A 15137-nucleotide genomic window follows, 5' to 3' on the forward strand; every position below is an offset into this window, starting at 1 on the left:
TTGGGGAGTTGAAAGAGCAGCAAGGTGATAACAACAACTCTTTCATTATAAATATCCTAAAAACCGGGAGGTATCCAATGGATAGTAGAATCGAAAAAGTAATGGAAAACCATCATAAGGGTTATAACTGTTCTCAAGCAGTAGCCTGTGCATACTGCGATTTGTTTGGTGTTGATGAAAAGGAAGCTTTTCGAGCCGTTGAATGCTTTGGTCGAGGCATGGGCATTATGGGTCCCTGTGGTGCAGTTTCAGCTATGGCATACTTAGTTGGCCTAAAAGAGTCCGATGCAAACTTAGATAATCCTCGTAGTAAAGTAAGCTGCTATAACACCTTAAAACCTATGACACAAGCCTTTGTTGATAAAAATCAAAGTTTGGATTGTCGTGTTTTAAAGGGTGTTGATACAGGGGTGGTTTTGCGTAGCTGTACTGGTTGTATGCAGGATGCTGCTGAAATTATCGAATCCCATCTATTAAAACAAAAATAAAACATATTTACTTAAGACCACCTTTGTTAGCCAATTGCAAATCGAAGGCGGTCTTTTGCTTTGTAATGATTTTTTAAAGCAGTTGTGGTATAATAAAGGTATGAAAAACTTTTTTACTTCGAGCAAATGGATAGATGTTTTTATCCTTCTTTCAAAAAAAGTATTTTTTAATTTCTTTATTCATTTCGTGTATGGTAAAATAAATTAATCCCAGTATATCACTCGGTATATATGGTAGGCTTTAAAATTACTTTCTAAACTGATGCCTCATTTTATTAGAAAACCTGTTCAAGGAGGGCTTTTATGAATATCATAGATATCATTTTAAAAAAAAGAGATGGTAATAAATTATCTAATCAAGAAATTGCGTTTTTTGTAAAAGGCGTTACCGATGGAAGTCTGCCAGACTATCAGATTTCCGCCTTTCTTATGGCAGCATTTTTAAAAGATATGGATACAGAAGAAACAGCCTGTCTCACTATGGAAATGGCACGCTCTGGTTGTATGTTCGATTTTTCAGAGATTAAAGGTTTCAAAGCCGATAAACACAGCACCGGCGGCGTGGCAGATACCACCACATTGGTTTTGGCTCCATTGGTAGCCTCAACGGGTGTTCCAGTCATTAAAATGAGTGGCCGTGGTTTGGGTTTTTCTGGTGGCACCATTGATAAATTAGAGTCTATCCCTGGATTCAACGTGAATGTCACAGAAGAAGAAGCCATTGCCTTTGCCAAACAAAGTAATATTGTTTTGATGAGTCAAACAGATAACTTAACCCCGGCAGATAAGAAACTATATGCCCTTAGGGATGTAACGGGCACTGTTGATAGCATCCCCCTTATAGCCGGAAGCATTATGTCCAAAAAAATTGCGGCTGGTGCAGATGGCATCGTTTTAGACGTAAAATGCGGCAGTGGTGCTTTCATGCAGACTTTAGACTCAGCTAAAACCTTGGCCACTATCATGGTTGATATGGGTCGACATGTGGGTAGAAAGGTAACCGCTGTAATCAGCGGCATGGATCAACCCTTAGGAATGAACATCGGTAACAGCTTAGAAGTCATCGAGGCCATAGAAGTTCTAAAGGGTAATGTTAGTGGAGACCTTTTGGATGTTTCTCTTACCCTTGGTGCCCATATGCTCCTTTTGGCAGAACGGGTTAACACTGTAAGTGAAGGAAAAGATTTATTACAGAGCCATATTAAAAATGGCATGGGCCTAGCGAAGTTCCATGAGTTGTTGGTGCAGCAGGGTGGTAACCCTGAAATCATTAACAATTATTCTTTGTTGCCCTTAGCAAAGTGCAAAGAATTGGTTTGCTGCCAGAAGGATGGCTACCTCAATCATATGGATACCGCATTAATCGGCCGTGCATCCTTAGAAACAGGCGCCGGTAGAGCCTTTAAAGAACAGCCCTTAGATTTTGGTGCTGGGATTATCATGAAAAAACGCTTGGGCGACTTCATAAAAAAAGGAGAACCCTTGGCAGAGATTTATGCATCTACGGATGTACAATGTGCAAGTGCCGCAGACTATTTGCAGCAAGCAATTACAATTGGCGAAGATAAACAACCATTACCTCCGCTGATTTTAGAAATTATTTGATTTAAGAAAGGATGATGAATATGAAAAGAGCGATTATTGTTGTTTTAGACAGCGTAGGGATTGGTGAACTCCCTGATGCAAAAGACTTCGGCGATGTTGGTAGCAATACCCTGGTAAATATTAAAAAAGCCCGTCCCCAAACTGATTTGAAAAATTTGTGTGCTTTGGGTCTTGGCAATATTCAAGGCGAGGAAATACACCTCTTAGGGAAAACAGACTCACCTAAGGGTGCATATGGCAAAATGGCTGAAAAATCCATTGGTAAAGATACTACTACAGGCCACTGGGAAATTGCAGGTATTATCACTGCAAAGCCCTTCCCTACCTTTACTGAAACAGGCTTTCCAAAGGAAGTCATGGATGCCTTTGAGCAATCAATTGGAACAAAAACCCTTGGCAATTATGCCGCATCTGGTACAGAAATTATTAAGGATTTAGGCCCTGAGCACGTAAAAACAGGGTATCCTATTGTTTATACCTCGGCGGATAGCGTATTTCAAATCGCTGCCCATGAAGAAGTCATCTCCGTAGAAAAATTATATGAAATGTGCCAAAAAGCAAGAGAAATTCTCTCGGGTGATTATGGTGTTGCCCGCGTTATCGCCCGTCCTTTCGTTGGCGAAGAAGGAAATTATATCAGAACCAAAAATAGAAAGGACTTTTCCTTGGAACCCACAGGTATCACCCTCTTGGACTTGGCAAAGGAAAAGGGCCTTAATGTAACGGCTATCGGCAAAATTGAAGATATATTTGAGCATAGAGGAATAACCCGTACAGACCATACCACAAACAATAACGATGGTATTGACAAAACCATTTTCTATACCAAAGAAGATTTTGAAGGTATCCTTTTTACAAACCTGGTAGATACGGATATGATTTATGGTCATCGCAACGACGTAGAGGGCTATGCCACTGCTTTAGAATACTTCGATAGCAAGCTTCCCGAAATTATAGCTGAAATGAAAGAGGAGGATATTCTCTTCATTACCGCTGACCATGGTTGCGACCCCACAACACCCAGCACAGACCACTCCAGAGAGTATGTGCCTCTTTTGGTTTATGGCAAAAATGTGAAACCAGGGATAGACTTGGGTGTACGCAAATCTTTTGCAGACTTGGGACAAACCATCTCCGATTATTTAGGTCTGAATGCAAACTTTGATGCTGATAGTTTTTTAGATGATATTTTGAAATAACCTATGTAACAAAAAAGCGGTAAGCACTCATCCATGTGTTTATCGCTTTTTATTTCAAACCATCTACAAAATTTTTATTACCAATGACTGAAATTGCGTTTTGCTTCTTTCAGCCAACCAAAACCTTTAAACCCACAACATCTTTGTTCCGGAGGCACATATGAGCGAATTATTGAATTTACCGAACATCGGCAAAGCAGTTGAACAACAACTACAACAAATTGGCATTACTAACCTTAAACAGCTCAGTCAAGTTGGCAGTAAACAAGCTTGGTTAAGCATAAAAGCCTTCGACCCATCTGCCTGCTACAACCGTCTATGTGCACTAGAAGCCGCTATCCAAGGCGTTCGTTGGCACAATCTTGATGAAACAATAAAACAGGAACTAAAAAAGTTTTATCAAGTAAACAAATAATATTTTGAAATATCTTGATCCTTTTCTTCATTCTGTTGTCAAATAAAGATCTAAACTTTGTTTTTCTAAAAATACTCTCTTATAACGAAAAACTAGGAAGTCATGGTTTTCACACATTACTCCCTAGTTTTTTAGTAGAAACTCTTAAATAATTTTAATCCCAGATGCAAAGTGATATAACGCTCCAACTCCATTAAAACAAATGTTTTCCTCTTACAAATTTACCTACAACATGGCGCTCATCACTTAAATAAATCATACGTTCTAATCTCTCTGCCACTGTCAATTCCTGAGGATATGGCAATGTTGTATCATCCAAAACAACAGCATCCAACTCATAACCTTCCTCGAAACTACCCACTTTTCCAAAAAAACTTCCGCCACCGATTGTACCTAAATAAAAGGCTTCTTCCACGGTAAGGGGCCTTTTGCTCTGGTCTACCAATCGCCATCTTAACTTAGATAATTGAATTGCCTCAATCATAGCACGGAAAATGGATAGAACCGTCCCCCCTGCAATGTCACAACCCAATCCAACCCGAATTCCTTCATCTAAAAAATCTCGAATTGGTGGGATTCCGGAAAGCACATTGATGTTAGACTGAGGGCAATGAGCTACAAATATGCCCTGCTCTTTCATCATTTCCATTTCTTCCTTTGGTGGATGAACACAATGAGCCATAATTGTGGGTACATCCCCACCAAATAACCCAAACTGATGGTAGGCATCCCCATAAAATTTTGATGTAGGGCAAAGTTCCTTTACCAGTTCAATTTCACTCAAGTTTTCTGATAAATGAGATTGGACAGGGAGGTTATATTCCTTCTGTATTTCGCCTAACCTTTCCATCAATGGGTCTGTGCAGGACGGAATAAATCTTGGTGTAATAATTGGTTTCGTATTTTGAAAGTGCTTGGCAGTCCCCTCAATCCATCGAATTGTGTCCTCAGCGGACTTCTCTGCATTTTCTTCTTTTAAATAATCAGGCGCATTTCGGTCCATGTTAACCTTGCCCACATAAGACACTAAACCACTTTTTTCTAAAAGGTCCATCAGAACCCAGGTACCCTCCACATGTCTTGACGCAAAAATACAAGCTCTGGTCGTGGCACTTTTCAACAGGTCATCTACAAAAATCCCATAAGCTTTTTTGGCATACTCCACATCAGAAAACTTCCCTTCCTCAGGGAAGGCTCTGGCCTCCAGCCAATCTAACAACTCCATATCCATTCCTATTGAACGGAAGGAGTATTGAGGTGCGTGAACATGCATATCAACCAATCCTGGAATAATTAATTTATCCCCAAAGTCTTTCACAGCCAGATTTTTATATTTTTCTGGTATCTCATCAAACACACCTGCACTTTTACCATTCAGACAAACAACATAACCATTTTCAACACATCGTATTGTCTGTAAATTCTGACTGTAACATATATTTCCTTTTAAAATATAATCTTTCATAATAAACTACCTCTTTTTTTGATCTGTTATAAAGTTGATGCAAATATTTTCTTTTAACGATACATATTTTATTTCCATTCGACCTTCCCAGTATACCATAAGAATACCGAAAAACGATATAAAATCTATCTCCCTGATTTACGATATCCATTGTAAATTATTACAAAATTTATGAAATGTATTGTCCACCATAAAAATAAAGTGACTTTTACTCCATCTAGGTGTACAATCAAAAAAATATCGAAAGGATGATGCTTATGAATGAAAAAATCAAAATTCGCATTGCAACCTGGGCAGATGCAAAACAACTTTTAGCCATCTATGCCCCTTATGTTACAGAAACAACCGTAACCTTTGAATATGATGTCCCTTCCATAGAAGAGTTTACATATCGTATCAACAATGTCCTTCAATCATTCCCCTATTATGTGGCTGTTATGGATGATGAAGTTGTTGGTTACTGTTATGCCTCCCCCTTTCGCACTCGTGCCGCCTATCAGTGGATGGTAGAAACCACTATCTATATAAAACAAGACTTCCGTGGCTCAGGTATTGGCACCATGTTATATTCCTCCTTGGAAGCCACCCTAAAAAAACAAGGTATTTTAACGATGGTGGCCTGCATCGCCTACCCTAATCCTGCAAGCATTGCTTTCCATGAGGCCAACGGCTTTGAGAAAGTCGGCCATTTTTCGAAAAGTGGATATAAGCTTAGTCAGTGGGTGGACGTGGTTTGGATGGAAAAACATATTAATCCCCATAACCAAACTCCCACGCCCTTTGTTCCCTTTTCAAAAATAAAAGAGGGTAACATAACACATCTTTCTTAATACAAGATAATCAGACAATCTTATCTTCACTCTTTTTTTGGTAACTGAGGCAATATACAAGAAAATCTATAATTGTATAAAAAATTAAAAAGGTAGAAGTAGATATTTTATATCTCTCCTACCTTTAATATTGCTTTTATTTCATACTCATCTCATCTATCAGCTGGTTTTTTAACTGAGCTAATTTTTCCGATAAATCCACAGGAACGATATGAGGGTTGTTTAATCTAAGATGCTCGTCCCAAAGAGATTTTTTCTCTCTGTTACAAAATTCCTGAATTTCCATTGTACTTGGAGATTCATATACCAATTTACCATCAATAAAAATAGGAACCAAAAGTTCTTTTACATAATATGTGCCTGCTGGCAAATGCATATTGCGCCATTTTGCACTGTTATCACAGATTTTTAAGTACTGATTCTCATCTATGCTTTCGTCATCCATAGCAATCAAGTCAGCCTTAATTTTATCTGTCTTTTTATCATAAATTCGGAAAACCTTTTTAATACCAGGATTGGTCACTTTTCCAGGGTTATTGGAGAGCTTGATTTTCGGAATAAATGTACCATTTTCATCTTCTTCTGCTGCCAACTTATAAACCCCGCCAAAAGCAGGACAGTCATCACTGGTGATCAACTTTGTTCCAACACCCCAAAGGTTAATTTTTGCCCCCTGAGATTTCAGGCTTGCAATTAAATTTTCATCCAAATCACTAGAAGCACTGATGATTGCGTCTCCAAATCCGGCTTCTTCTAACATGATTTTTGCACACTTGGAAAGGTAAGCTAAATCTCCGCTGTCTAAACGAATACCATACTTCCCCGTCAATTTTCCTGCTGCTTTCATCTCCTGGAAAACCTTAATGGCATTTGGCACGCCACTTCCTAGTGTATTATAAGTATCTACCAGTAACAAACAGTTATCTGGGAATAACTTTGCATACGCTCTGAATGCTGTTATTTCATTAGGAAAACTCATAACCCAACTATGGGCATGCGTCCCTTTCACAGGAACATCAAACAACTTCCCTGTTAACACGTTACTTGTGCCACAGCAACCACCAATCACCGCAGCCCTTGCTCCTAAAGTTCCAGCATCTGGCCCTTGGGCCCTTCTAAGGCCAAATTCCATAACTGGATCACCCTGAGCAGCCCAAACAACTCGGGAAGCCTTCGTTGCAATCAAACTCTGGTGATTCACAATGTTCAATAATGCTGTTTCGATTAACTGAGCCTCCATAATCGGGGCTGTCACCCGCAACAGGGGTTCATGGGGAAATACTACCGTTCCTTCTGGAATTGCGTAAATATCTCCACTAAATCGAAACCCTTCTAAATAATAAATAAAGTCCTCATCAAAAATATTTAGACTTTTCAAATAGCTAATATCTTCTTTTGTAAATTGCAATCCTTTGATATACTCAATGGCCTGCTCCAATCCCGCGGCAATTGCATAACCATTTCCGCTGGGGTTCTTTCTGTAATAAAGATCAAACACTACTTTTTTCTTGTAGGCACCTGTAGCAAAATAACCCTGCATCATCGTCAATTCATACAGGTCTGTTAACAGTGCCATTTCTCGTCCTTTCATAGCTGATTTTCTCCTTTATTCTTCTCCTGCCAGCAGGAACATTTAACGAAACATTCTTATTATACACAAATTAAGGCAATAAAGCAAATTTTTCCACACTTGCTGCTCTATTTTTATACAATACTACTTTTATTTTGTAATAAACGTCGTTTGATATTGAAACCCAAGGCTAATCCTAAAATTAGTTTTATCTTTTTATGCTTTCCTTATTTTATCCTCATACGTGTATTTTTCATTTTTGATACTTGTAGTAAAAAACTGATATTATTATCCTCACTTTTCAGCTTTTGAGTCCCAAAAAATCGTATACAGTAGTCACGTATACAACATACTTGCAAAAAACAGAGAAAAAACTGCAAAAAACTCTTTACAACTTTTTAGGCACAATGTATAATGCTAACGTATAAAGATTAAAACACTATGAAGGAGACAGTATATATTTTCATTATGTTTGCAGAGAGTCGGGGCTTGGTGAAATCCCGTCATCATAGAAAATATAGAATATCACTCTGGAGTGGCAGACCAAACAGCATCAGCCTAGTAGACTCTGTCGTTAGCCCGCGTTAAGGGTCGGCGTCATTATTGTGATGCTTCGAGTGGATGGCAATGTTGCTGTCAAATCAGGTGGTACCGCGAGCCCTTTCGTCCTGTGTTGGATGAAAGGGCCTTTTTGGGTTTATTGTGGTAACAAAATACTTTCACTCAAAATTGTAATGGTTTCTGCAAAATCAATCATTTAACCATTTTTGCATGAAAGTTGAATGGTCATATTGAAACTCGTCAAGAATTGAAGAGTAACAACAGCATCATTCTCTACAGCAAAAACCACCGTTTCATTTTAGCTAATAATGTTTTTATAAATGAAAACAAGGAGGAATTAATATGTACGACAAAGTGCCCACCAATTTAAACTTCGTCGAAAGAGAAGTACAAGTAGAAAAGTATTGGAAAGACAATGACATCTTTGGTAAAAGTATCAAGGCAAGGGAAGGTGCTCCCGTTTTCACCTTTTATGATGGCCCCCCAACTGCAAACGGTAAACCCCACATCGGCCATATCATCACTAGAGCCGTAAAGGACCTGGTTCCCAGATATAAAACGATGAAGGGTTATAAGGTTTTAAGAAAAGCTGGCTGGGATACTCACGGCCTTCCCGTTGAATTAGAAGTAGAGAAAGTTTTGGGTTTGGATGGCAAACCACAAATTGAAAAATATGGTGTAGAGCCTTTCATCGGCAAATGTAAAGAAAGCGTTTGGACATACGAAAAAGAATGGCGTTCCATGAGTGATCGTGTTGGCTTCTGGGCTGATATGGATCATCCATATGTAACATACCATAACGAATATATTGAATCCGAGTGGTGGGCATTAAAGCAAATCTGGGATAAAGGCCTCCTATATAAAGGACATAAAGTTGTTCCTTACTGCCCTCGATGTGGAACTGCTCTTTCTTCCCACGAAGTTGCTCAGGGCTATAAAGACGTTAAGGAAACATCCGCTATTGCAAAATTCAAAGTGGAAGGCAAAGAAAATGAATATTTCTTAGCATGGACCACAACTCCTTGGACACTGCCCTCAAACGTTGCATTAACAGTAAATGCAGAAGAAACATACGCTAGAGTAAAATATCAGGATTATGTTGCTATCATGGCACAAGCTTTGTTAGATACAGTTTTAGGCGAAGGAAACTATGAAGTTTTGGAAACAATGAAAGGTCAGGCATTGGAATATATGCGTTATGAGCCTTTGTTCAGCTTCTTAGAAAATGACCCTAAGGCATTTATCGTAACTTGCGATCCTTATGTAACATTAACTGATGGTACTGGTGTTGTTCATTCCGCTGGTGCCTTCGGTGAAGACGATGCTCGTGTTTGCCAGAAATACGGTGTGCCCCTTCGTCAGTATGTTGACAACCAAGGTAATATGACAGAAGAAACAGGCCCCTTTGCTGGTATGTTTGTAAAGGATGCAGACTCCAAAGTAATCGAGCAAATGGAACAAGATGGCTCCTTATTTGCTGCTGTTCCTTTTGAGCATAATTATCCCTTCTGTTGGAGATGTGATACACCTCTGATCTACTACGCAAGAAGCACTTGGTTCATCAGAATGACAGCCCTAAGAGATAGATTGGTTGTAAATAACCGTACAATCAACTGGTATCCCGACAACATTAAAGAAGGACGTTTTGGTAACTTCTTAGAAAACGTTATCGACTGGGGTCTGTCCCGTGAACGTTATTGGGGTACACCATTGCCTATCTGGGAATGTGAATGTGGCCATAGACATACCATCGGCAGCATCGCCGAATTAAAAGAAATGTCTCCCGACTGCCCAGAAAATATTGAATTGCATAAACCTTTTATCGATGCAGTTCATATCACATGCCCTGAGTGTGGTAAGTTGATGACTCGTGTTTCCGAAGTTATTGACTGTTGGTTTGATAGTGGAGCAATGCCTTTTGCTCAGTGGCATTATCCATTTGAAAATAAGGATGTTTTTGAAGAAAACTTCCCAGCTGATTTTATCAGTGAGGCCGTTGACCAGACTCGCGGTTGGTTCTATACTTTGTTGGCTGTAAGCACACTGCTTTTTGACTGTGCGCCTTTCAAAAATTGTATCGTTCTTGGCCATGTACAGGATAAAAACGGTCAGAAAATGAGTAAACACAAAGGCAATGTAGTGAACCCTTGGGAAGCATTAGATAAGCAGGGTGCCGATGCCGTTCGTTGGTACTTCTACGCAAACAGTGCCCCTTGGTTACCTAGCCGTTACTATGATGAAGCAGTAAGCGAATTGCAGAGAAAATTTATGGGTACTCTTTGGAATACCTATGCATTCTATGTTCTCTATGCAAATATCGACCAGTTTAACCCTACCAACTATAAACTGGAATATGACAAACTGCCTCCTATGGATAAGTGGATCTTATCTAAATTGCAAACATTAAACAAATTTGTTGATGAATGCTTAGATGGCTATAAACTGACAGAGCCAGCAAGAGCAATGGCAGAATTCGTAGACGATCTTTCCAACTGGTATGTAAGAAGAAGCCGTGAACGTTTCTGGGCTGAAGGTATGGAACAGGATAAAATCAATGCATATATGACTCTTTATACCGTACTGGAGACTATGTGCAAACTTTCTGCTCCCTTCACACCTTTCATCACAGAAGAAATCTATGGAAACCTAGTTAAAAAAGTTGATTCATCTGCTCCCGAAAGCGTTCACCTTTGCAATTGGCCAGAATATCACGCTGATTGGGTAGATGCTGAATTAGAAGCAAACATGGACTTTGTATTAAAAGTTGTAGTGGAAGGACGTGCCGCAAGAAATGCAGCAAACATGAAAAACCGTCAGCCTTTGGCAATGATGTATGTAAAAGCAGAAAAAGAATTGCCTGAGCTCTACCGCAACATCATCACTGAAGAATTGAATGTAAAAGCTTTAACCTTTACTGATAATGTAGAAGAATTTACTGCTTATTCTTTTAAACCTCAGTTGAGAACACTGGGCAAAAAATATGGCAAACTGGTACCTGCCATTGGCGCCGCTTTAAAAGAGGTTGATGGTGCATCCTTTATGGCTACACTGCGTAGGGATGGCAAAGCAACCCTCACCATTGATGGAGAAGAAGTGGTTCTGGAAATGGATGATGTTTTGGTTGATACCTCCGAAAAGGACGGTTTCGTTGCCAGTGGTAACAATAACCTGACTGTTGTTTTGGATACAAACTTAACACCAGAACTGGTTGAAGAAGGTTTTGTCCGTGAAATCGTAAGTAAAGTTCAAACAATGCGTAAGGAAGCAGATTTTAACGTAACAGACCGCATCCGTGTATTCCATAGTGGAAATCAGAAAATCGCCGCAATCTTAAATAACAATGATATTTCTACTGATGTTTTAGCAGAAGAAGTTGTTGCAAAAGAAGGCGGAGAACATTCCAAAGAATGGAATATCAATGGCGAAATTGTAACTTTAGGTGTTTCTAGGGTTTAAACCGTTTAAAACAGATAATGTTTCATAAAAAAGAGGTATCTGCAAGAATGCGGATATCTCTTTTTTCCTCTATTAACCCTAAGGACCAAAACAAAAACCTTATTTTGCATATTCCCTTTCATCTAAGTCATACTATAAAGTGATTTAATCACTTTACATTAATTACAAATTAGGGTATAGTTAATTCCTACTATTAAAATATGAAAGGAGCGTACTTATGGGTTTTTCTTTAGAAACCAGCGTCCCCATTCTGACTGTTTTTTTCCAAGGGTTAATTAGCTTCTTCTCCCCTTGTATCCTGCCTTTGGTACCACTTTATATCAGTTATTTAGCCGGTGGCGCCAAAACGGTTGCTCCTGATGGAAGTATTCAATACCCCAGAAAACAGGTAATGGTCAATACCATTTTCTTTGTTGTAGGTATTAGCTTTACCTTCTTCGCCTTAGGCTTTGGGTTTACATCTTTAGGTCAATTCTTCAATGCCAATCGCATCCTGTTTGCAAAAATCAGTGGTATTATCATGGCCTTTTTTGGTCTTTATCAAATTGGTGCATTTGGCCGTTCTGACGCATTTGAAAAGGAGCATCGCCTACCCTTCCATTTAAATAAATGGACAATGGGGCCGTTACCTGCCCTGCTTTTAGGCTTTACCTTTAGCTTTGCATGGACCCCATGCGTTGGTCCCGTATTAGGTAGTGTTTTACTTATGGCAAGCTCCGCAGGTTCTTCCACTGCTGGCTTTGCCCTGATTGGGGTTTATACCATTGGTTTTATTCTACCTTTTTTAGCAGTTGGACTTTTCACCCAAAGCGTATTAGGCTTTTTCAAACAGCATCAATCCGTAGTACGTTATACCGTAAAAATTGGTGCCCTATTGATGATTATCATGGGTGTTATGACGTTTACAGGTTTTATGAATGGCTTTACCAGTTATTTATCAGGCAACAACACAAACGTTGCTGAAGAAAATACTACACCTGAAACACCGCCCGAGGATACCCCAAAAGAACCTGTTCCTATTCCTGCACCTGATTTTGAATTGGTTGATCAGTTTGGTAATCCTCATGCCCTTTCCAAATACAAAGGCAAAACCATTTTTCTGAATTTCTGGGCTACTTGGTGCCCTCCCTGTCGAGGGGAAATGCCCCATATTCAAGAAATCTATGAAGAATACGGGCTTAATGAAGAGGATGTCATTATCCTTGGAATAGCCGCACCCAATCTAGGCAGAGAAACAACCAAAGAAGGAATCATTTCGTTCCTTCAAGATAATCAATATACTTTCCCCGTTGTGATGGATGAATCTGGTTTTATGTTCCAGCAATATGGCATCAGTGCTTTCCCTACAACATTTATGATTGATGAAAACGGCTCGATTTATGGTTATGTGTCTAGTGCCCTTAGCAAGGATACTATGAAAAGCATTATAGAGCAAACAAGAAGTAGCATTGAAACTTCAAATGAAGTAGCTATGGAATAAAAAATAATTATGTCAATGGCACGCAGATTTTAATCCTGCGTGCCATTTTAAATATCCCTTATTTCCTAAATATAAGAGATTTTCCCTATTAACAAAAACTCTCCCATTTTTTTATTATGTAAATAGTGGCGACTAAACAGAACCATTTCTATTTATAAAAAATATTTATTTTCTTTTTGATAATAAAAAAAAATTTTATATTTTTTTTAGAATAAAAAAATTTTTTTTATTTGAACAGATTTTTCTAATATAAAAAATTCAATTTAGTAAATTTTTTCTATCAAGCCCTCCTTATATGCATTAAAATTTTAATAAAACCGACAACTTTTCATTTTAGAACTATTATAAATAAAAAATATATTTTTTTCTTATTTTCAAGTTGTCATTATATACAAAAAAAATATTCTTGATTTTTTGTGTTTAAGTTTAATGATAATAAATATTTTAGCTGATTTTTTTGTATTTTTTAACAAAGTATTAATTTATGAACAATCCTCATTGATTTTGCTATGCAAAATAGCATACTATTTTTTTATATTGACTGATTACAATAGAGAGTGAGGTGCTTTATATGGAAAAAAATTTGCTGGAATCCCTTCCCCAGGATTTACGTAGTATTCTTTTGGATGAGCTAGTACAAAACCCTTTCATGGGGGTTAACATTACAAATGGAGAAGGCAGAGTTCTCTTTTTAAATAAAACCCATTATAAAATTACTGGTCATCCACCGGAACTTTATATAGGTCGTACCATGAAAGAAATAACCGATGATGGCTTAATTTCAGAGTCAGCCACCCTAATCACCCTGAACACAAAGCAACCTACACATATGAGCCAAATCTCATCTCACAAAAATCGTTTCTTTCAAGTAACAGCCATTCCAGTTACAGACAGTAGCGGTACCATCAAATATGTTATTAACTACTTGATAGAAGTATCTGACCTCGTTGAATTAAGAAATCAACTTCATGATGCGTATAATCACAATCAGGAATTGATGACGAATAATGAACTCCTACGCAAAAAATTGAATCGCTCTGGGGAATTGGTCTACCAAAGCACGGTAATGCAAAATGTAGTAGAAGCCGCAGCAAAAGTTGCAGAACATGATGTTTCAGTTTTAATCACCGGCCCTTCCGGCGCAGGTAAGGAGATGATTGCAAATCTGTTACACGCCCATAGTTCTCGAAGCAATGCTCCTTTTGTAAAAATCAATTGTGCCGCCATCCCAGAACAGCTTTTAGAAAGTGAATTATTTGGTTATGAACCTGGTGCCTTCACTGGAGGCAATCCCAAGGGGAAAAAAGGCCTTATCGAAACCGCCCATACTGGCACTCTCCTACTAGACGAAATAGGAGAGTTACCTTTGAATTTGCAATCAAAGCTCCTGAGGGTTTTGCAAAATCACAAGCTTAGGCATATTGGGGGAAATAGAGATATCGACGTCGATTTTCGTCTTATCACCTCCACAAACGCAGATTTAAAAGGAATGATTCATGAAAAGACTTTTCGAGAGGATTTATATTATCGATTGAATGTAATTGAATTGAAGGTGCCTGGCCTAGAAGAACGGCGAGAAGATATTGTGCTATTGATCAATCATTTTCTCACAATCTCAAATGCAAAACATAATACAACAAAAACTTATCAGAAAGAGGCTTTGCACTATTTAACCTCCTGTAATTATCCGGGAAATGTGCGAGAATTGCAAAATATAGTGGAAAGAACCGTGGTCATGAGCTCAGGTGTTATCATCACATTGGCTGATGCACAGTTGGCTGCAGGGCATTTAAGACCCATTTTTCATGAGAGTCTTCCAAATGATACGCTTTTTACTGATATTGAGAACGGAAAATGTTTAAAAGATTTGGTTGGAGAATATGAAAAGTGGGTACTTGGTCAGTTCCAGAAAAAATATAAAAGTGGGGCAAAAATGGCAGAGGCTCTTCAAACAGACCAATCTACTATTTCAAGAAAACTAAACCGCTATCATATTAGCAGTGATTAATACCAAATTTTATGTTTTTAAATATGTAATCTTGCGCATTTGCAAGGGGTATGCGAAAAC

Annotated in this window: 10 protein-coding genes and 1 other annotated feature; of the genes, 8 read left to right on the plus strand and 2 right to left on the minus strand. The window is 38.5% G+C overall.

All coding sequences use genetic code 11. From position 1 onward, the window contains the following. The first annotated feature begins 77 nt into the window (after positions 1-77). From ABVZ64_RS01755 to ABVZ64_RS01770, 4 genes are all read left to right on the plus strand, one after another. On the plus strand, positions 78-488 hold the full coding sequence (locus ABVZ64_RS01755; RefSeq protein ID WP_352399338.1) for a C-GCAxxG-C-C family protein: 411 nt from the start codon (positions 78-80) through the stop codon (positions 486-488). 303 nt (positions 489-791) lie between these two features. Continuing rightward, the gene (locus ABVZ64_RS01760) at positions 792-2093 is read left to right on the plus strand and encodes a thymidine phosphorylase (RefSeq protein ID WP_352399339.1); all 1302 of its coding nucleotides are present in this window, start codon (positions 792-794) and stop codon (positions 2091-2093) included. Between the two features lie 20 nt (positions 2094-2113). After that, the gene (locus ABVZ64_RS01765) at positions 2114-3292 is read left to right on the plus strand and encodes a phosphopentomutase (RefSeq protein WP_352399340.1); all 1179 of its coding nucleotides are present in this window, start codon (positions 2114-2116) and stop codon (positions 3290-3292) included. Positions 3293-3452: 160 nt separating this feature from the next. Then, positions 3453-3707 carry a TfoX/Sxy family protein gene (locus ABVZ64_RS01770; protein WP_352399341.1) on the plus strand — a complete coding sequence of 85 codons (255 nt, stop codon included), beginning with the start codon at positions 3453-3455 and terminating at the stop codon, positions 3705-3707. Positions 3708-3900: 193 nt separating this feature from the next. On the opposite strand, the gene ABVZ64_RS01775 is transcribed toward ABVZ64_RS01770, so the two are convergent. Further along, on the minus strand, positions 3901-5175 hold the full coding sequence (locus ABVZ64_RS01775) for an amidohydrolase family protein (protein WP_352399363.1): 1275 nt from the start codon (positions 5173-5175) through the stop codon (positions 3901-3903). 254 nt (positions 5176-5429) lie between these two features. On the opposite strand from ABVZ64_RS01775, the gene ABVZ64_RS01780 reads away from it, so the two are divergent. After that, the gene (locus ABVZ64_RS01780; protein WP_352399342.1) at positions 5430-6002 is read left to right on the plus strand and encodes a GNAT family N-acetyltransferase; all 573 of its coding nucleotides are present in this window, start codon (positions 5430-5432) and stop codon (positions 6000-6002) included. Positions 6003-6138: 136 nt separating this feature from the next. Here ABVZ64_RS01780 and ABVZ64_RS01785 read toward each other — a convergent pair whose 3' ends face one another. Then, entirely contained in the window at positions 6139-7593 is a 1455-nt protein-coding gene (locus tag ABVZ64_RS01785; RefSeq protein ID WP_352399343.1) for a nicotinate phosphoribosyltransferase, read from the minus strand. 411 nt (positions 7594-8004) lie between these two features. Beyond that, positions 8005-8246: a binding site (T-box leader), on the plus strand. Positions 8247-8475: 229 nt separating this feature from the next. Here ABVZ64_RS01785 and ileS point away from each other — a divergent pair. From ileS to ABVZ64_RS01800, 3 genes are all read left to right on the plus strand, one after another. Next, positions 8476-11589, plus strand: coding sequence for an isoleucine--tRNA ligase (gene ileS / locus ABVZ64_RS01790; RefSeq protein WP_352399344.1), 3114 nt, complete (start codon positions 8476-8478; stop codon positions 11587-11589). Positions 11590-11806: 217 nt separating this feature from the next. Continuing rightward, the gene (locus ABVZ64_RS01795; RefSeq protein ID WP_352399345.1) at positions 11807-13069 is read left to right on the plus strand and encodes a redoxin family protein; all 1263 of its coding nucleotides are present in this window, start codon (positions 11807-11809) and stop codon (positions 13067-13069) included. Positions 13070-13640: 571 nt separating this feature from the next. Then, a complete protein-coding gene (locus ABVZ64_RS01800; RefSeq protein ID WP_352399346.1) occupies positions 13641-15077 on the plus strand; it encodes a sigma-54 interaction domain-containing protein in 1437 nt (478 codons plus the stop codon). Positions 15078-15137: the final 60 nt, after the last annotated feature.

The organism is Anaerotignum sp. (genome assembly GCF_040307045.1).
Lineage (GTDB): Bacteria > Bacillota > Clostridia > Lachnospirales > Anaerotignaceae > Chakrabartyella.